Consider the following 18093-nt stretch of genomic DNA (forward strand, 5'->3'; position numbering starts at 1 on the left):
GTGGCCGTGCTCAGCCGACGACCGTCCAGGTGTCGCCGCCCGCCAGCAGCGCGGCCAGGTCGCCCTTGCCGTGCTGCTCGATGGCGTGGTCCAGCTGGTCGGCCATCTGAGTGTCGTAGACGGGCCGGTCGACGGAGCGCAGAACACCGATCGGGGTGTGGTGCAGGGTGTCCGGGTCGGCGAGGCGGGACAGCGCGAACGCCGTGGTCGGGGACTCGGCGTGCGCGTCGTGGACGAGCACTTGGTCCTCGTTGTCCGGCGTCACCGCGACCACCTTCAGGTCACCGGTCACCGGGTCCCGTACGACGCCCTTGGCCAGGTCGCTGCCGAAGCGGATCGGCTTGCCGTGCTCCAGCCGGATCACGGCCTCCTCGGCCTGCTGCTTGTCCTTCAGGGCGTCGAAGGCGCCGTCGTTGAAGATGTTGCAGTTCTGGTAGATCTCGATCAGGGCCGTGCCCTGGTGGGCGGAGGCCTGGCGCAGCACCTCCGTCAGGTGTTTGCGGTCGGAGTCGACCGTCCGCGCCACGAACGACGCCTCCGCGCCGATCGCCAGCGACACCGGGTTGAAGGGCGCGTCCAGCGAACCCATCGGCGTCGACTTGGTGATCTTGCCGACCTCGGAGGTCGGCGAGTACTGGCCCTTGGTCAGACCGTAGATCCGGTTATTGAACAGCAGGATCTTGAGGTTGACGTTGCGGCGCAGGGCGTGGATGAGGTGGTTGCCGCCGATGGACAGCGCGTCACCGTCACCCGTGACCACCCACACGCTCAGGTCGCGGCGCGAGGAGGCGAGGCCGGTGGCGATGGCGGGGGCGCGGCCGTGGATGGAGTGCATCCCGTAGGTGTTCATGTAGTACGGGAAGCGGGAGGAGCAGCCGATGCCCGAGACGAAGACGATGTTCTCCTTCGCCAGCCCCAGCTCGGGCATGAAGCCCTGCACCGCGGCGAGGATGGCGTAGTCGCCGCAGCCGGGGCACCAGCGCACCTCCTGGTCCGACTTGAAGTCCTTCATCGACTGCCTGCCCTCGGCCTTGGGGACGAGGGAAAGCGCCTCGATGGTGCCCGTGCCTTGTGTGGACGTCTCAGCCATCGATGGCCTCCTTCAGAGCCGTGGCGAGCTGTTCCGCCTTGAACGGCATACCGTTGACCTGGGTGTACGAGCGGGCGTCCACCAGGTACTTCGCCCGGATGAGCGTGGCGAGCTGCCCGAGGTTCATCTCGGGGATCACCACCTTGTCGTAACGCTCGAGGACCGCGCCCAGGTTCTTCGGGAAGGGGTTGAGGTGGCGCAGGTGGGCCTGCGCGATCGACTCCCCGGCCCGGCGCAGCCGCCGCACCGCGGCCGTGATCGGCCCGTACGTCGATCCCCAGCCCAGGACCAGCAGGTTCGCCTCGTGCGGGTCGTCCACGTCGAGGTCGGGGACCTCGATGCCGTCCACCTTCGCCTGGCGGGTGCGCACCATGAAGTCGTGGTTGGCCGGGGCGTAGGAGATGTTGCCCGTGCCGTCCTCCTTCTCGATGCCGCCGATCCGGTGCTCCAGACCCGGCGTGCCCGGGATCGCCCACGGGCGGGCCAGGGTCTGCGGGTCGCGCTTGTACGGCCAGAACACCTCGCTGCCGTCGTCGAGCGTGTGGTTCGGCCCCTGCGCGAACTGCACCCGCAGGTCCGGCAGCTCCTCCAGGTCCGGGATGCGCCACGGCTCGGAGCCGTTGGCCAGGTAACCGTCGGACAGCAGGAACACCGGCGTGCGGTACGTCAGCGCGATCCGCGCCGCCTCCAGAGCCGCCTCGAAGCAGTCCGCCGGCGTACGGGGCGCGACGATCGGGACCGGGGCCTCGCCGTTGCGCCCGAACATCGCCTGGAGCAGGTCCGCCTGCTCGGTCTTGGTGGGCAGACCGGTCGACGGGCCACCGCGCTGGATGTCCACCACCAGCAGCGGCAGCTCCAGCGAGACCGCCAGGCCGATGGTCTCCGACTTCAGCGCCACACCCGGGCCGGAGGTGGTGGTCACGGCCAGCGAACCGCCGAAGGCCGCGCCCAGGGCCGCTCCGATACCGGCGATCTCGTCCTCGGCCTGGAAGGTCCGCACCCCGAAGTTCTTGTGCTTGCTCAGCTCGTGCAGGATGTCCGAGGCCGGCGTGATCGGGTACGACCCCAGGTACAGCGGCAGATCCGCCTGCCGGGACGCGGCGATCAGGCCGTAGGACAGGGCGAGGTTGCCGGAGATGTTGCGGTAGACGCCCGGCGGGAACGCCGTGGCCGCCGGGGCGACCTCGTAGGAGACGGCGAAGTCCTCGGTGGTCTCGCCGAAGTTCCAGCCGGCCCGGAACGCGGCGATGTTGGCCGCCGCGATATCGGGTTTCTTCGCGAACTTCGAGCGGAGGAATCTCTCCGTGCCCTCGGTGGGCCGGTGATACATCCAGCTCAGCAGGCCCAGCGCGAACATGTTCTTGCTGCGCTCGGCCTCCTTGCGGGACAGGTCGAACTCCTTCAGCGCCTCCACCGTCAGCGTCGTCAGCGGCACGGGGTGGACCTGGTAGCCGTCCAGTGACCCGTCCTCCAGCGGACTGGTGTCGTAGCCGACCTTCTGCATCGCGCGCTTGGTGAACTCGTCCGTGTTGACGATCACCTCCGCGCCGCGCGGCAGGTCGCCGATGTTCGCCTTCAACGCGGCCGGGTTCATCGCCACCAGCACGTTCGGCGCGTCACCGGGCGTGAGGATGTCGTGGTCGGCGAAGTGCAGCTGGAAGGACGACACGCCCGGCAGGGTCCCGGCGGGCGCCCTGATCTCGGCCGGGAAGTTCGGCAGCGTCGACAGGTCGTTGCCGAACGACGCGGTCTCCGAGGTGAAACGGTCACCGGTGAGCTGCATACCGTCACCCGAGTCCCCCGCGAACCTGATGATCACCCGGTCGAGGCGGCGAACGTCCTTCGCGCCCGCCGCTTTGCGCTGCTCTCCTACGACTGCTTCGTCGGCCTGCTCCGCTGGGCTACTGACCTGGCTGGTCACTGAACTGGACCTCCCTCGAGGCGGCTGTCCGGGAGGGCCTTCCCGCAGGCCTTCCCAGGATCAACACTACGACCGCAGAGGTCGCCTTCTGCGGGTCATTCGCATGTTGGACACGACTTTGAGACGATCTCGCGGCCTGACTTGTCCTGTTTCCGATCACCGGTGCTGTCCTCCGAGACGCTCCGCGCCCGTCCCGTGGTTCGGTCGGGGACTGGTCGTCCGGTCAGGAATTCAGGTACGTCAGCACGGCCAGCACCCGGCGGTGGTCCCCCTCGCTCTGGGAGAGCCCCAGCTTCAGGAAGATGTTGCTGACGTGCTTCTCGACCGCCCCGTCGCTGACCACGAGCTGCCGGGCGATCGCCGAGTTCGTCCGCCCCTCCGCCATCAGCCCCAGCACCTCACGCTCCCGCGGGGTCAGCCCCGCGAGCACGTCCTGCTTACGGCTGCGGCCCAGCAGCTGCGCGACGACCTCCGGGTCGAGGGCCGTCCCGCCCTCGGCCACCCGCACCACCGCGTCAACGAACTCACGCACCTCGGCCACCCGGTCCTTCAGCAGATAGCCGACGCCCCGGCTGGACCCCGCGAGCAGCTCCGTGGCGTAGCGCTCCTCCACGTACTGGGACAGCACCAGCACGCCGAGCCCCGGGTGCGCCTTGCGCAACTGCACCGCGGCCCGCACCCCCTCGTCGGTGTGCGTGGGCGGCATCCGCACATCGGCGACCACGACGTCCGGCAGCTCGCCCTGCGCGTCCAGCTCCGTGATGGTCTTGATCAGCGCCTCGCCGTCACCGACCCCGGCGACGACGTCGTGCCCCCGGTCGGTCAGCAACCGAGTCAGGCCCTCCCTGAGCAGCACTGAATCCTCGGCGATGACCACCCGCACCCTGTCCTCCACGATGTTCGGCCCCCCACAGCCCGACGTCGCCCGTCCGCAGCCAACAACGGCTCCGCGCCCACCCGTGCGACGGGCCCAGCATTTCAGGATCCGGCGCCGGATGGGGGTTGGACAGGCTTGTTGTCCGATCGATCCGGCGATTCGGGGGCGGGGAGGGCGAAGGCCGTGTCAAGGGGCGGAGATCCCAGGCCGGGCACAGGGGGCGGAGCCTCAGGGGGTGGCAGGGGCTCAGCCCCTGCCACCCCCTCGAACGAAGGTCACCTCACGTGCGCGCCCCGCCACGGCAATTCCGCGGTCACCCGGGTCGGCCCGCCCGCCGGCGAGTCCACCACGAGAATCCCGTCCACCGCGTCGAACCGCTCCGCCAGCCCCGCCAGCCCCGATCCCCGGGATGTGTCGGCCCCGCCCACACCGTTGTCCACGACCTGGAGCATCAGCCGGTTCTCCGTCCGCCACACCTCCACGCCGGCCCAGGTCGCCCGCGCGTGCTTGCTGACGTTCTGGAGCAGCTCCGACACCGTGAAGTACGCGATCCCCTCGATGGCCGGCGCCGGCCGCTCCACCAGATCGACCTCGACCTGCACCGGCACCGTGCATCGCGACGCCACCGCCGACAGCGCCGCGTCCAGCCCCCGGTCCGTCAGCACCGCCGGGTGGATCCCCCGGGCCAGGTCCCGCAGCTCCTGCAACGCCGTCTTCACCTCACCGTGCGCCTCGTCCACCATCCGCACGGCCTCCTCCGGATCCTCCTGGAGCTTCTCCTTCGCCAGCCCCAGATCCATGGCCAGCGCCACCAGCCGCGCCTGCGCCCCGTCGTGCAGATCCCGCTCGATGCGCCGCAGGTCGGCCGCCGCCGTGTCGACCACGACGCCCCGGTCCGACTCCAGCTCCACCACCCGCGAAGCCAGCCGTGACGGCCCGAGCAGCCCGTGCACCAGCAGCCGGTCCACCATCGTCAGCGCCCGTACGATCCACGGCGCGGCGATCGTGAACAGCAGCCCCACCAGCGCGGTCACCGTGATCTCGAAGGGGTTGTCCAGGTACACCTGGTGCGTCTCGTCGCCGTACAGCTGGATCCCGTCCTGACCGGCGTACATCGGGAGCACCCAGAACCACACCGGGTACGTCAGCAGCGCCCAGCCCAGCACCCAGACGTTCACGGCGACGACGAACGAGAACACCGCCCACGGCAGATGCAGCACCGCGTACAGCAGGGCCCGCCAGGAGGCGCCGCTCTTGAGGACGGCCCCCATCCACGCCATGGCGCCGGGCTTCTTCATCCGCAGCGGCTCCGGGTCGGCCACCTCCATGCCCAGCAGCGTCCGCGCTCGCGCCCGCTCCAGCGCCCCGAGGCCGCGGCACCCGGCGAGCGCCGCCGCCAGCACCGGTATGCCGAGGAACGTCACCAGCAGTCCCGCCCCCAGTGACACCATCGTGACCGCGTAGGTGAACAGCAGGATGCTGATCGGCAGGCTGAGCAGCACATGGCCGAGTTCGCGCCAGGTGCGGCCCTCGACCGGCGCCCGCAGCGCGGCGGGCAGCCGGTGCCGCCGCTCGGTGCTCCCGGGGAACCCGGGCCTGCCGTCGAACCCGTACCCCTGTCCGTACTCCGTGGCCATCGGCGTCGTCCTTCTCCTCGTCCTGCGGCTGTCCCCTCGTACCTCCACCCTGCTCCGCCGCAAGTCGGCGGACCATGGAGTCCGTCGGCGTCTTGGACGGGGGGTTTTCCCTACCCCGCACGTGCGACCACCGACCATGCGCCTGCGGCCTTCGGCCGGCGTGTGTGGCCACCGGTCCGCGTGGTCGGCCTTCAGCCCGTGCCTGCGGCCTCCGGTCCGCGTGGTCGGCCACCGGCCCCGCGCCTGCGGCCACGGCCCCGCCTCCGGCCGCCGGCCCCAGGCCTGCGGCGACAGGACCTGGTCGGTGGCAGGACTTAGCGGTTGTCCGGGCCGGCGGCGTCCGTGCGGTCGCGCCAGGGCAGTTCGGCCGTGACGGTCGTCGGGCCGCCCTCGGGCGACTCCAGCACGAACAGCCCGTCGACGGCGTCCAGCCGCTCTGCCAGGCCCTTCATCCCCGTACCGCCGTCGAGGCTCGCGCCCCCGCGGCCGTCGTCCCAGACCTGGATGAGCAGCCGGTCGTTCGTCCGCCACACATCCACCGAGGCCGACCTCGCCGCGCTGTGCTTGCTGACGTTCTGGAGCAGCTCCGAGACGGTGAAGTAGGCGATGCCCTCGATGGCCGCGGCCGGCCGCGCCGGCAGGTCGACCGTCACTTTGACCGGGACCGTGCAGCGCGAGGAGACCGCGGACAGGGCCGCGTCCAGACCACGGTCGGTCAGCACCGCCGGGTGGATGCCGCGGGCCAGGTCGCGCAGTTCCTGGAGCGCCAGCTTCACCTCGCCGTGCGCCTCCTCGACCATTGCCGCCGCCGCGTCGGGGTCCTCCAGCACCTTCTCCTTCGCCAGGCCCAGCCCCATGGCCAGGTTGACCAGCCGGGCCTGCGCCCCGTCGTGCAGATCCCGCTCGATGCGCCGCAGGTCGGCGGCGGCCGTGTCGACCACGACCCCCCGGTCCGACTCCAGCTCGGCGATGCGCCGCTCCAGCTCGTCGGAGGGGGACAGCAAAGCGCGCACCATGGCCCGGTCGGCGTTGGCCAGGCCCCGCGCGACGAACGGCAGCACGGGCCACAGCACGAACAGCGAGGTCAGTGTGATGGTGAAGGTGAGGACGCCCCACGGCAGCCGGATGAACTCGTACAGCACCGTGCGCCAGCCCACCGGGTCCTTCAGCGACATCCACAATCGCGGGAGCAGGCCGCCCGCGCCGCGCAGCGGCAGCCGGCTCGGTTCGTCCACCCGCACCCCGAGCAGCGCCCTGGCCCTCGCCCGCTCCATCCGGCCCAGCAGCCGCGCGCCCATGAGCCCGGCCGCGAGCAGCGGGAACCCGATCACCGTGATCGTCAGCCCGAAGCTGGTGAACAGCACCGTCACGACGTAGGTGAATCCGAGCAGCGCGACCGGGAGGTTCGCCAGGAGGTGCGCGATCTCCTTCCAGGTGTGCCGGTCGTAGGCGAGACGGGGCGGCGGCGGGCGGTCGTCCTGCCCGGCCGCCGCGTCGGCCGTGCTCGTGCCGGAGGACGGAATGCGTTCGGTCATATGCGTTAGCGTGCCCGGCGGCGGGCAGCCGCGCCATGAGGTAGACCGCCAGGATCAACTGAGGTAAACCCCACCCCCGCATGCCAGGGCGTGACGGGCTGCTTACCCTGCCTTTATCAGGGCCTAGACTCCCGTGCGTACAGATCGTCGAACGGCGGCGTCCGTGGTTCCCGGCCGTACTCCGGAGTCGCGGAATCGTCGCAGGATCCAGTCCGAGTTTCAGGGAGCGAGGGACGGACGTGCCGGAACTGACCGTCGTCACCACGACCGTCGTCGCGGCGGACTACTTCCAGTCCTATTCGGTCGTCGGGCTGCTAGCCGTCGTCGGTGTGCTGTTCGTCGCCGTCGCCTTCGGGGCGGGCCGGCTGCTGCGGCCCGTGGTCCCCACACCCGAGAAGCTGCTGACGTACGAGTGCGGCGTCGACCCCGTCGGCGAGGGCTGGGCCCACACCCAGGTCCGCTACTACGTCTACGCGTTCCTGTACGTGATCTTCGCCGTCGACTCGATCTTCCTTTTCCCCTGGGCGACCGTGTTCGCAGCCCCCGGCTACGGCGCGACGACCCTGGTGGAGATGTTCATCTTCCTCGGCTTCCTGGCCGTGGGCCTGCTCTACGCATACAAGAAGGGCGTGCTGGCATGGACGTGACCCCCTCCAGCCCCGAGCCCGTGCTGCTTCCGGAGCCGAAGCGGCTCGGCGCCCTCGCGCGTCTCGCGCCCGAGCCGATGAAGGTGATCCTGAACTGGGGCCGCCGCTACTCGCTCTGGGTCTTCAACTTCGGTCTCGCCTGCTGCGCGATCGAGTTCATCGCCGCCTCGATGGCCCGCCACGACTTCATCCGGCTCGGCGTCATCCCGTTCGCGCCGGGCCCGCGCCAGGCCGACCTGATGGTGGTGTCGGGCACGGTCACGGACAAGATGGCGCCGGCGGTGAAGCGCCTCTACGAGCAGATGCCGGAACCCAAGTACGTCATCTCCTTCGGCGCGTGCAGCAACTGTGGCGGCCCCTACTGGGACTCGTACTCCGTCACCAAGGGTGTCGACCAGATCATCCCCGTCGACGTCTACGTCCCCGGCTGCCCGCCCCGCCCCGAGGCACTGCTCCAGGGCGTCCTCAAGCTCCAGGAGAAGATCGCTCGCGAGTCGCTGGGGGAGCGGTACGGCAGCACGGGCGCGGGGCGGCCTTCGGCGGCGGCGTTGCAGAGCGGCCTGGTGCGACCGCCGGCTCCGGCCTCCGACTCGACGCCGGGGGAGGGGCGATGACCGCGGTCGGCTGGCTCCCCGCCGATGTCGAGGAACTCTTCGGCACGGACGCCACGGCCGAGGAGTCGTACGAGGTCCTGACGGTCGACGTACCGCCGACGACCTGGATCTCCGCCCTGGAGGCCGCACGCGACCGGCTGGGCTGCACGTACTTCGACTGGCTGAGCGCGGTCGACGAACCGGGCACGGGCTTCCGCGTCACGGCCCACGTCGCCGCGCTGACCCCGCTCCGGCGCCTCCTCCTGCGTACGACGGTCCCGCACGAGGCCCCCGCCCTGCCCTCGGCCGTCGACGTCTACGCGGGTGCCGCCTGGCACGAACGCGAGACGCACGAGATGTTCGGCATCACCTTCGAGGGCCACCCGGCACTGGACCACCTGCTCCTGCCCGAGAACTTCGAAGGCCACCCCCTGCGCAAGGACTTCGTCCTGGCCGCACGCGTCGCCAAGGCCTGGCCCGGCGCTAAGGAACCCGGCGAGTCGGAACACGGCGGCCCCAAGCGCCGTCAGATGCTTCCCCCCGGCGTCCCCGACCCGAACGAATGGGGCCCCCTGAAGGGCCAACTCCCCCCGGCCCCGGCCCGCGGCGCCGGCCGCGCGGCCGGCGACCGCCCGGCCCGAGGCGCCGCCCGCCCCGCGGGCGAACGCCCGGTGCGGCGGACCCGTTCGGCGTCGGAGGGTTCGGCAAGCCAGTCCACTGCCGGTGACACGGGCACTCCGTCCCAGACGGCCCCACGCCGCGACCGCTCGGCGGCGGCGGGCCCGGCGAGTCAGTCCGCTGCGGGCGACGCCGGTACTCCGTCTCCGGCTGCCCCGGGCCGCGACCGCTCGGTGGAAGAGGACTCGGCCAGCCGGGCCGCTTCCGGCGACGCGGGCACTCCGTCTCCGGCTGCCCCACGCCGTGCGCGGACAGCCGCGGAGGGCTCGGCGAGCCAGACCGTGCCGGAGGAGTCGGCTGCTGCGGCGTCGACGGGACCGCGTCGCGACCGCTCGGCGGCGGAGGGCCCGGCGGCGGAGGGATCGGCCAGTCAGGCCACGACGGGCGACACGCTCTCCGGGTCGCCGACCGCACCGCGCCGTACCCGCACAGCGGCCGAGGGCTCGGCAAGCCAGACATCCACCGACCCTGAATCCTCGACCTCCGGCACCGAATCCCAGGCGACCGAATCCGAACCAGCGGCGACCGCGACCGGCTCCCGGCCGCCGGCCACCGAGCCGGAGCCGTCGGCCACTGAGCCGGGGCCGTCGGCCACTGAGCCAGGGTCCCCGACCACCTCGGCGGAGCCGCGCCGGGCGCGAAGCGTGAGTGACGGCTCGGCGTCGCAGCGGACGCAGCCAGGTGCCCCTACCGGCCCGCGCCGGACGCGCAGCGCATCGGAGGGCCCCGCCGACCAGCGTGCCGCGTCCCAACCCGGCGACAGCCGGCCCGGGAGGGCTTCGCGACCCCCGCGCAGCACGGACGCCCCCTGGCACCACGCCCGCCCGGCCTTCGACGAACCGGCTCCCGAGCCGTCGCCCGAGGCCGGACCGTTGCCGACTCCCGAGCCGCCGGGTGACTCCAAGACCTCGAACACCCCCCCGGAATCACCGGACACCCCGAAGCCGACGGACAGCGGCAAGTCGCCCGACAACTCGGAGACATCGAGCAGCCCGGAAAACCCCGAGCCCTCGGACACCCCCGCCCCCGCGGACGGTCCCGAGCCCTCGGACACCCCCGTCCCCGCGGACGGTCCCGAGCCCTCGGACACCCCCGACACTCCGGAACCGGCGAACAACCGGCAGCCCACCGACAACCCCGAAGACCCCGCAGGAGGCCCGCGGTGAACGACGTGCTCGACGTCATCCTGCGACTCCTGATCGTGTTCGTGGTCTTCCTCACCTTCCCCCTGATCATCGGCCAGACCGAACACAAGGTGATGGCCCACATGCAGGGCCGCCTCGGCCCCATGTACGCCGGCGGCTTCCACGGCTGGGCCCAGCTGATCGCCGACGGCGTGAAGTTCGCGCAGAAGGAGGACGTCGTCCCCGCGGGCGCGGACCGCCGCATCTTCCAACTGGCCCCCGCCGTCGCCCTCCTGCCCTACCTCCTCGTCCTGCTCGCCATCCCCATCGGCCCGGACGAGGGAGCCGTCGGCCAGGTCATCGACGCCGGCATCTTCTTCGTCCTGGCCATCATGGGCGTCGGCGTCCTCGGCTCGCTCATGGCCGGCTGGGCGTCCGCGAACAAGTTCTCCCTCCTCGGCGGCCTCCGCACCGCCGCCCAGCTCCTCGCCTACGAACTGCCGATGCTCCTGACCGCCGCCTCGGTGGCGATGGCGGCCGGCACCGTCTCGATCCCCGGCATCCTCGACGCCTTCGAGTGGTGGTGGTTGCCCTGGCAGATCGTCGGCGCGATCGTCTTCTTCGTCGCCGGCCTCGCCGAACTCCAGCGCCCGCCCTTCGACATGCCCGTCGCCGACTCGGAGATCATCTTCGGCGCGTACACCGAGTACACCGGCCTCCGCTTCGCCCTGTTCCTCCTCGCCGAGTACGCCGGAATCGTCGTCCTGTGCGGACTGACCACCGTCCTCTTCCTGGGCGGCTGGCACGGCCCCTGGGGCGCCGACGGCCTCGGCTGGGTCTGGACCCTGCTGAAGGCCGCCGTCCTCGCCTTCGTCGTCATCTGGCTGCGCGTCACCTACCCCCGCCTGCGCGAGGACCAGCTCCAGAAACTGTCCTGGACCCTCCTCGTCCCCCTCTCCCTCGCCCAGATCGCCCTCACCGGCATCGTCAAGGTGGTGATCCAGTAACCATGGCCCCCATTCCCGGCAGCGGCCTGGCCAAGGGCCTGGCCGTCACCCTCCGCACGATGACGAAGAAGTCCGTCACCGCGCAGTACCCCGACGCCCAGCCCGACCTCCCGCCCCGCACCCGCGGCGTGATCGGCCTGTTCGAGGAGAACTGCACGGTCTGCATGCTGTGCGCCCGCGAGTGCCCGGACTGGTGCATCTACATCGACTCCCACAAGGAGACGGTCCCGGCGGCGACCCCCGGCGGCCGCGAACGCAGCCGCAACGTCCTCGACCGCTTCGCCATCGACTTCTCCCTGTGCATGTACTGCGGCATCTGCATCGAGGTCTGTCCTTTCGACGCCCTGTTCTGGTCCCCGGAGTTCGAGTACGCCGAGACCGACATCCGCGACCTCACCCACGAACGCGACAAGCTCCGCGAGTGGATGTGGACCGTCCCGGCCCCGCCGGCCCTCGACCCCGGCGCGGAGGAGCCGAAGGAACTCGCCACCGCCCGCAAGACCGCCGACAAGCTGGCCGCCCAGCAGGCCCCGCCCGCCACCGAACCGCACGCCGACGAGCAGGCCCGCGCAGCCGAGCGGCCGACCCGCCCGCAGGGCGACTCCAAGCAGCAGACCGACCAGCCCAGGCCGGGGCAGGAGGGCCGGGAATGACCCTCGCCGCAACCGCAGCCCTCGTCACGGCGGGCCCGGCCACCGGGGCCGCGGCCGAAACCCACGGTTTCCTCTCCCCGACGGGCGTCGAGATCGCCTTCCTCCTCGTCGGCCTGGTCACCTTCGGCGCCGCGCTCATCACCGTCACCACCCGGCAGCTGGTGCATGCCGCCCTGTGGCTGGTGGTCACCCTCGGCGGCCTGGCCGTCGAGTACCTCCTGCTCACCGCCGAGTTCATCGCCTGGGTGCAGGTCCTCATCTACGTCGGTTCCGTCGTCGTCCTCCTCCTGTTCGGTCTGATGCTCACCAGGGCCCCCATCGGCCGCTCCCCGGACGCCGACTCCGGCAACCGCTGGGCCGCCCTCACGGTGGCCGTCGCCGCCGCTGCCGCCCTGGTCTGGGTCGTCGTCGACGCGTTCCGCACGACCTGGATCGACCTGGACGGCCCCGCCGCCGGGTCCACCAAGGCCACCGGCGCGAGCCTCTTCCAGAACTGGGTCCTCCCCTTCGAGGCCCTCTCCGTCCTCCTCCTCGCCGCCCTGGTCGGCGCGATCGTCCTGTCCCGCAAGGCGAAGGCCGCCGGGGCGACCGCGGCTGGGAGCACCCCGGCCACCGGGAGCGAGAAGGAAGGGACCCGCTGATGCACCTCGCCTATCCCGCCGTCCTCTCCGCCCTCCTCTTCTGCACGGGCCTGTACGGCGTCCTCGCCCGCCGCAACGCGATCCTGGTCCTGATGTCGGTCGAGCTGATGCTCAACGCCGTCAACCTCAACCTGGTCGCGTTCGACGTCTGGCTCAGCAAGACCGCCGAGGAGACCCTGCACTCCGGCCAGGCCCTCACTCTGTTCACCATCGCCATCGCCGCCGCCGAGATCGGCATCGGCCTGGCCATCGTCCTCGCCGTCCACCGCAACCGCGGCACCGCGGACATCGACAAGCTCCGCGACACCGCCGAACGGCACGACCCCGACGGCACCGACCACGACGCCCTTACGGCCGAGCAGTCCGGCGAGGCCCAGAAGGCTGAGGCCACCGCGTGACCACGACCACCCTCGCCGTTCTCGTCCCCCTCCTTCCGTTCCTCGGCGCCGTCGCCGGCCTGCTCCTGGGCCGCACGGCACCCGGCTTCGTCCGCCCGCTCGCCGTCCTGCCGACGCTCACCTCCCTGGTGCTCGCCGCGCTGGTCGCCGTACGTCAGGGTGGTGACGCGGCCGTCAACGCGGCCACGGAACTCACCCCCACCGGTTCCGTCCCGATCGAACTCGCCCTGCACATCGACGGCTTCGCCGCCCTCGTCGCCGTCCTCGTCGGCCTGGTCGCCTCCTGCGTGCAGATCTACTCGACGGGCTACCTGCGCGACGACCCGCGCTACCCCTCGTACGCCGCCCTCGTCTCCCTGTTCACCTCCGCGATGCTCCTGGTCGTCTACTCCGGCGACCTGATCGTCCTGCTGGTCGGCTGGGAAGTCATGGGCATCTGCTCCTACTTCCTGGTCGGCCACTACTGGGAGACGCCGGAGGCCCGCGCCGCCTCCCTCAAGGCCTTCCTGGTCACCAAGCTCGGCGACGTCCCCTTCCTCATCGGCTTGTTCGCCCTGGCCACCGACGCCGGTTCGTTCCGCATCACCCGGGTCCTCGGCGCCGTCGCGAGCGGCTCGCTCGACCACCCGACGCTGATCGCCCTGCTGCTCCTGGCGGGCGTGGCGGGCAAGTCCGCGCAGTTCCCGCTGCACACCTGGCTCCCCGACGCGATGGCGGGCCCGACCCCCGTCTCCGCGCTGATCCACGCCGCGACGATGGTCGCCGCGGGCGTCTACTTCATCGCCCGTCTCCTCCCGCTGTTCGAGACCTCCCAGGCCGCGATGGTCGTCCTCGCCGTCATGGCCGCCGTCACGATGGCCGGCTCGGCGCTCGCCGCGCTCGCCCAGGACGACATCAAGCGCGTCCTCGCCTACTCGACGATCGGCCAGCTCGGTTACATGTCCGGCGCCCTGGCCGTCGGCGACCGCGGCGCCGCCGTCTTCCACCTCCTGTCCCACGGCGCCTTCAAGGCGCTGCTGTTCCTCGCGGCCGGCGTGATCATCCACGCCGCCGGCACCAACTCGCTCGCCGCCATGTCCCGCATGCGGAACCTGCGCGACCGCGTCCCCGACGCCTACTGGACGATGACCGTGGCGCTGCTCGCGCTCGCCGCGATCCCGCCGTTCAGCGGCTTCTTCTCCAAGGAGGCCGTCCTCGGCGTCGCCGAACACGTCGTCACCGGTCACACCGAGCACGCCCCCGCCGCCGCGGGCTGGATCGTCCTCGTCGCCGGCCTGCTCACGGCCGTGCTCACCGCCGCCTACGCGATGCGCCTGTGGCTGCTGGCCTTCCGCGGCCGGGGCGCCGAAGCCCCCGACCACGGCAGGCAGCCGCTGACGATGACCGTCGTGCTGTGGGTGCTGGCCGCCCCGTCCCTGGCCCTCGGCGGATTCGCGTTCCGCCTGCTGCCCGACTGGTTCGACGGCCGCGACCTCAGCCCGACCCTGACCACCTCGGTGCTCGGCACGGGAGTGGCCCTGGTCGGCGGCATCGTCACCTACGCCGCCTGGCGGCACACCACCGCGCTCACCGCACGCGTCCCGCTGGGCGCGGTCGCGGCCCACCCCGAGGGCGACGCCGCCCAGGTCGAGGCGGAGGCCATCGCCACCCACAAGCCGGCCTACGGCGACATCGCCTACGCGCCCGACCCCGCCGACCCCGGACGGCTCCTGCTCGGCCCGCTGCACCGCCACGCGGCCGCCGGCTTCCACGTGGACGCCGTGTACAGGGCCGTCTTGGTCCGACCGGTCCAGTCCGGGGCGGCCCTCGTCCGGTTCCTCGACCGGGAGGTCGTCGAGACCTACGTACGCGGAGCGGGTGCGCTGCCCCGCTGGCTCGGCGCCGCCGTACGGCGTGCCCAGACCGGCAACGTCCAGACCTATGTGAGCGCGCTGCTCGCCGGCACCGTCGTCCTCGCGGTCGCCGTCGTCCTCGTCGCCACGGGAGCGTGAGCAGGCGTGATCGATATCAACGAGTCCGTGATGCAGTTCCTTCTGGCGTTCGTCGTCGTCGGGCCGCTCCTGGGCGCCGCCGCGGCTCTGCTGCCGGCCCCGCCCGGGCTGAAGGGGAAGTCACCCGAGCAGGCCGTGCTCCGGCACGGCGTCACCGTCACCGGCGCGGTCCTCATCGCGGCGATCGTCCTCGCGCTCGGCTTCGACCACGACCAGCCGTCGCAGATGCAGGCCAGCACGGACATCAGCTGGATCCCCGCACTCGACGTACGCATCCACCTCGGCATCGACGGCATCTCCCTCCCCCTTCTGGTCCTGACCGCGCTGCTGACCTTCCTCTGCGCGCTCTACTCGTACTTCAAGATGCCCGCGGGTCCGACCCCGAAGGCCTTCGTCGCGCTGCTGCTCGTCCTCGAGTCCGGCACGCTCGCGACCTTCGCCGTGCTCGACCTGCTGCTGTTCTTCCTCGCCTTCGAGATGGTCCTCATCCCGATGTACTTCCTCATCGCCCGCTGGGGCGGCGAGGGCCGGAGCCAGGCCGCGTGGCGGTTCATCCTCTACACGCTGCTCGGCTCCGTGGTCATGCTGCTCGGCCTGCTCCTGATCGGGATCAAGGCGGGCACGTTCGACATGATGGCACTCGCCACTGACAACGGCCGGTCGCTGACCGCATCCGTGCAGGTCATCGCCGTTCTGGCGATCGGGATCGGCCTCGCGGTCAAGACGCCGATGTGGCCGCTGCACAGCTGGCTGCCCGACGCCCACACCGCCGCGCCGACCGTCGGCTCGGTCCTGCTGGCCGGTGTCCTGCTGAAGATGGGTACGTACGGTTTCGTCCGGATCCTCCTCCCCATCGCACCGGACGGCTTCCGCACTTTCGCGCCCTACCTCGCAGCGCTCGCCGTCGTCGGCATCATCTATGGCTCCCTGGCCTGCCTGGCCCTCGCCAAGCAGGGCGCGAAGGGCGACCTCAAGCGCCTCATCGCCTACTCCTCCGTCGGCCACATGGGCTTCGTCCTGCTCGGCATCGCCACGATGACCCCGACCGGCGTGAACGGCGCCCTCTTCGCCAACATCGCCCACGGCCTCATCACCGGCCTGCTCTTCTTCCTGGTCGGCGCGCTGAAGGACCGCACCGGCACCACCGACCTCGACACCCTCGCCGAGGAGACCGGAGCCGCGCTCTACGGCAGGGCCCCGCGCCTCGGCGGCCTGCTCGCCTTCGCAGCCGTCGCCTCGCTCGGTCTGCCGGGCCTGGCCGGGTTCTGGGGCGAGATGCTGGCTCTGTTCGGCGCGTTCCAGCCGGCAGCAGGCCTCAGCCGTCCCGCGTTCCTCACCTTCATGGCGATCGGCGCGTTCGGGACGCTTCTGACGGCCGCGTACCTGCTGATCGTGGTCCGCCGCGTCTGCATGGGTGCCCTGCCCCAGGACGCGCCGAAGCTCACCGACGTCCGCTCGTACGAGTTCGCGGCCTGGACCCCCCTCGTCGTCCTCACCGTCGTCGCGGGCCTGTGGCCCAGGGCCCTCCTCGGCCTGAGCGACCCGGCCGTCCAGCAGCTCCTCGCAGGAGGCACCCGATGAGCTCCCCGGCCCAGCCCCTGGCCGCGTCGCTGGTCCAGTCCGTCGACTGGCTGGCGATCGCCCCGCCCACCATCGCGGCGGTCGTCGGACTCGTCGTCCTGGTCGCCGACCTGTTCGTCGCCGAGAACCGCAAGACGCTGCTCGGCTGGACGTCCGTGGCCGGCCTGGCCGCCGCCACGCTGTTGCTGCTGCCCCTCCTGGACGGCGACCGCAGCACCTTCTGCCTGACCGGCGACGCCACCGTGTGCAGCTACACGGCCGACCGCTTCACCCTGGTCATCCAGTTCCTGGTCCTCGGCGGCGCCCTCCTCGCCGCCCTCCTGTCGGTCACCGCCCTGAAGGACGCCCGCAAGGAACTTCCCGAAGGGGAGTACTGGTTCCTCCTGCTGTCCTCCGCGGCCGGCGCCGCCCTCCTGCCCGCCTCCCGGGACCTCGCGACCTTGATCGTCGCCCTCGAGGTCGCCTCCCTGCCCGCCTTCGCGCTGGTCGGCCTCAGGTACGGCGACCGGAAGTCCTCCGAAGCGGCCCTGAAGTTCTTCCTGTCCTCGGTCACCGCGACCGCGGTCAGCCTCATGGGCATCAGCTTCCTGTACGTCTCCACGGGCACCCTCTACCTCACCCAGGTCGCCGACCGCATCCAGAACGTCGACGGGCAGCTCCACACGCTGGCCCAGACCGGTGTCGTCCTCACCCTCGTCGGCTTCGCCTTCAAGACGGCCGCCGTGCCCTTCCACTTCTGGGTACCCGACACCTATGTGGGGGCGCCCCTGCCGATCGCCGCCTACCTGTCGGTCATCGGCAAGGCGGTCGGTTTCAGCGGCCTGATCCTCGTCACGGTCGTCGCCCTCCCGTCGTACGCCGACGTCTGGGGCCCGGCCCTGGCCGCCCTGGCCGCGCTCACCATGACCGTGGGCAACGTCGGCGCCCTGCGCCAGCAGGCCACGCGCGCGTACAGCGCGGTACGCCTGCTCGCCTGGTCGTCCGTCGGCCAGGCGGGCTACCTCCTGGTACCGATCGCGGCCGCCGCGTACTCCGGCGACGCCGAGAAGTCGATCGGCTCCACCGTCGCCTACGCCCTGATGTACGGCGCCGTGAACCTCGGCGCCTTCGCCGTGGCCGCCCTCGTCGGCCGGACGAAGTCCCTCAACCGCGTCTCCGACTACCGCGGCCTGTACGCGTCGAGCCCCCTGTCCGCGCTGCTCCTGGCGTTCTTCCTGCTCTGCCTCGCCGGGCTGCCGCCGGGCATCATCGGCCTCTTCGCCAAGGTCACCGTCTTCTCGGCGGCCGTCGACGCCGGCCTCGGCTGGCTGGCCGTGATCATGGCCGTCAACGTCGTCATCGCGCTGTTCTACTACCTCCAGTGGACGGCCCTGCTCTTCCGCGCCCCCGAGGGCGAACCCGAGAAGCACCGCGTCCCCGCCCCGCTCACCGCCGCGATCGCGCTGACCGGCGTTCTCGGCATCGCCCTGTCCGGCGCACCCCAGCTGGTCCTGCGCTTCACCGACACGGCCCTCTTCTGAACAACAGGCGCATTCACCACGCGCGCGTGGGGCACCCGGCCCTCCACGCGCGCGTGCCGCTCTCCCGGCGCTGTTCACCCGGACGGTCCACACCCCCCGCGGCGCGCACAAGGGAACTAGTGCCTCCCGCCTGGCGTTGACCAGTACGGGAAGTTCCACTGGACGTGAACCTCACGGCACCAGTGGCACCGCAGATCAGC

The 18093-nt window shown here is 71.4% G+C and carries 15 protein-coding genes; 10 read left to right on the top strand and 5 right to left on the bottom strand.

Going from position 1 to position 18093, the window contains the following annotated elements; genetic code table 11:
* Positions 1–10: 10 nt before the first annotated feature.
* The 5 genes from AOQ53_RS38855 to AOQ53_RS38875 all read right to left on the bottom strand — a co-directional run bounded on the left by AOQ53_RS38855 (position 11) and on the right by AOQ53_RS38875 (position 7060).
* Positions 11–1090 carry a 2-oxoacid:ferredoxin oxidoreductase subunit beta gene (locus AOQ53_RS38855; protein WP_059424718.1) on the bottom strand — a complete coding sequence of 360 codons (1080 nt, stop codon included), beginning with the start codon at positions 1088–1090 and terminating at the stop codon, positions 11–13.
* On the bottom strand, positions 1083–3011 hold the full coding sequence (locus AOQ53_RS38860; RefSeq protein WP_059424720.1) for a 2-oxoacid:acceptor oxidoreductase subunit alpha: 1929 nt from the start codon (positions 3009–3011) through the stop codon (positions 1083–1085). The genes AOQ53_RS38855 and AOQ53_RS38860 overlap by 8 nt, the downstream gene beginning before the upstream one ends.
* Positions 3012–3234: 223 nt before the next feature.
* Entirely contained in the window at positions 3235–3894 is a 660-nt protein-coding gene (locus AOQ53_RS38865; protein WP_330219386.1) for a response regulator transcription factor, read from the bottom strand.
* A gap of 269 nt (positions 3895–4163) precedes the next feature.
* On the bottom strand, positions 4164–5525 hold the full coding sequence (locus AOQ53_RS38870) for a sensor histidine kinase (RefSeq protein ID WP_059424723.1): 1362 nt from the start codon (positions 5523–5525) through the stop codon (positions 4164–4166).
* Between the two features lie 314 nt (positions 5526–5839).
* The gene (locus AOQ53_RS38875; RefSeq protein WP_059424726.1) at positions 5840–7060 is read right to left on the bottom strand and encodes a sensor histidine kinase; all 1221 of its coding nucleotides are present in this window, start codon (positions 7058–7060) and stop codon (positions 5840–5842) included.
* 239 nt (positions 7061–7299) lie between these two features.
* On the opposite strand from AOQ53_RS38875, the gene AOQ53_RS38880 reads away from it, so the two are divergent.
* From AOQ53_RS38880 to AOQ53_RS38925, 10 genes are read left to right on the top strand one after another with little or no spacing between them, the layout of a single operon-like run.
* A complete protein-coding gene (locus AOQ53_RS38880) occupies positions 7300–7707 on the top strand; it encodes an NADH-quinone oxidoreductase subunit A (RefSeq protein WP_059424728.1) in 408 nt (135 codons plus the stop codon).
* Positions 7698–8321, top strand: a complete 624-nt coding sequence (locus tag AOQ53_RS38885; protein ID WP_059424729.1) for an NADH-quinone oxidoreductase subunit B — start codon at positions 7698–7700, stop codon at positions 8319–8321. Before AOQ53_RS38880 ends, AOQ53_RS38885 begins: the two co-directional genes overlap by 10 nt.
* Positions 8318–10144 (top strand): NADH-quinone oxidoreductase subunit C, encoded by a 1827-nt coding sequence (locus AOQ53_RS38890; RefSeq protein WP_059424731.1) that lies wholly within the window; start codon positions 8318–8320, stop codon positions 10142–10144. The genes AOQ53_RS38885 and AOQ53_RS38890 overlap by 4 nt, the downstream gene beginning before the upstream one ends.
* Entirely contained in the window at positions 10141–11109 is a 969-nt protein-coding gene (locus AOQ53_RS38895; protein WP_059424732.1) for a complex I subunit 1/NuoH family protein, read from the top strand. Before AOQ53_RS38890 ends, AOQ53_RS38895 begins: the two co-directional genes overlap by 4 nt.
* Positions 11110–11111: 2 nt before the next feature.
* Complete coding sequence (locus AOQ53_RS38900) at positions 11112–11762, top strand: 4Fe-4S binding protein (protein ID WP_020275041.1); 651 nt, start codon at positions 11112–11114, stop codon at positions 11760–11762.
* Positions 11759–12403: an NADH-quinone oxidoreductase subunit J family protein gene (locus tag AOQ53_RS38905; RefSeq protein ID WP_059424734.1), complete on the top strand. Its 645-nt coding sequence runs from the start codon at positions 11759–11761 to the stop codon at positions 12401–12403. Before AOQ53_RS38900 ends, AOQ53_RS38905 begins: the two co-directional genes overlap by 4 nt.
* Positions 12403–12801: an NADH-quinone oxidoreductase subunit NuoK gene (gene nuoK, locus AOQ53_RS38910; protein ID WP_059424736.1), complete on the top strand. Its 399-nt coding sequence runs from the start codon at positions 12403–12405 to the stop codon at positions 12799–12801. The genes AOQ53_RS38905 and nuoK overlap by 1 nt, the downstream gene beginning before the upstream one ends.
* Positions 12798–14792: an NADH-quinone oxidoreductase subunit 5 family protein gene (locus AOQ53_RS38915; RefSeq protein ID WP_059424738.1), complete on the top strand. Its 1995-nt coding sequence runs from the start codon at positions 12798–12800 to the stop codon at positions 14790–14792. The genes nuoK and AOQ53_RS38915 overlap by 4 nt, the downstream gene beginning before the upstream one ends.
* A 6-nt stretch (positions 14793–14798) precedes the next feature.
* Positions 14799–16373, top strand: coding sequence for a complex I subunit 4 family protein (locus AOQ53_RS38920; protein WP_059424740.1), 1575 nt, complete (start codon positions 14799–14801; stop codon positions 16371–16373).
* Complete coding sequence (locus AOQ53_RS38925) at positions 16370–17893, top strand: NADH-quinone oxidoreductase subunit N (RefSeq protein ID WP_059424742.1); 1524 nt, start codon at positions 16370–16372, stop codon at positions 17891–17893. The genes AOQ53_RS38920 and AOQ53_RS38925 overlap by 4 nt, the downstream gene beginning before the upstream one ends.
* The last annotated feature ends 200 nt before the right edge of the window (positions 17894–18093 follow it).

It is taken from the genome of Streptomyces azureus (assembly GCF_001270025.1).
In the GTDB taxonomy this organism is placed as follows: Bacteria; Actinomycetota; Actinomycetes; order Streptomycetales; family Streptomycetaceae; genus Streptomyces; species Streptomyces azureus.

What these genes read in the sequence shown, in the direction of transcription:
- AOQ53_RS38885 (WP_059424729.1), top strand. Translation starts at nt 7,698, where the DNA reads ATGGACGTGACCCCCTCCAGCCCCGAGCCCGTGCTGCTTCCGGAGCCG.
- AOQ53_RS38905 (WP_059424734.1), top strand. Translation starts at nt 11,759, where the DNA reads ATGACCCTCGCCGCAACCGCAGCCCTCGTCACGGCGGGCCCGGCCACC.
- AOQ53_RS38925 (WP_059424742.1), top strand. Translation starts at nt 16,370, where the DNA reads ATGAGCTCCCCGGCCCAGCCCCTGGCCGCGTCGCTGGTCCAGTCCGTC.
- AOQ53_RS38870 (WP_059424723.1), bottom strand. Translation starts at nt 5,525, where the DNA reads ATGGCCACGGAGTACGGACAGGGGTACGGGTTCGACGGCAGGCCCGGG.
- AOQ53_RS38855 (WP_059424718.1), bottom strand. Translation starts at nt 1,090, where the DNA reads ATGGCTGAGACGTCCACACAAGGCACGGGCACCATCGAGGCGCTTTCC.
- AOQ53_RS38900 (WP_020275041.1), top strand. Translation starts at nt 11,112, where the DNA reads ATGGCCCCCATTCCCGGCAGCGGCCTGGCCAAGGGCCTGGCCGTCACC.
- AOQ53_RS38890 (WP_059424731.1), top strand. Translation starts at nt 8,318, where the DNA reads ATGACCGCGGTCGGCTGGCTCCCCGCCGATGTCGAGGAACTCTTCGGC.
- AOQ53_RS38875 (WP_059424726.1), bottom strand. Translation starts at nt 7,060, where the DNA reads ATGACCGAACGCATTCCGTCCTCCGGCACGAGCACGGCCGACGCGGCG.
- nuoK (WP_059424736.1), top strand. Translation starts at nt 12,403, where the DNA reads ATGCACCTCGCCTATCCCGCCGTCCTCTCCGCCCTCCTCTTCTGCACG.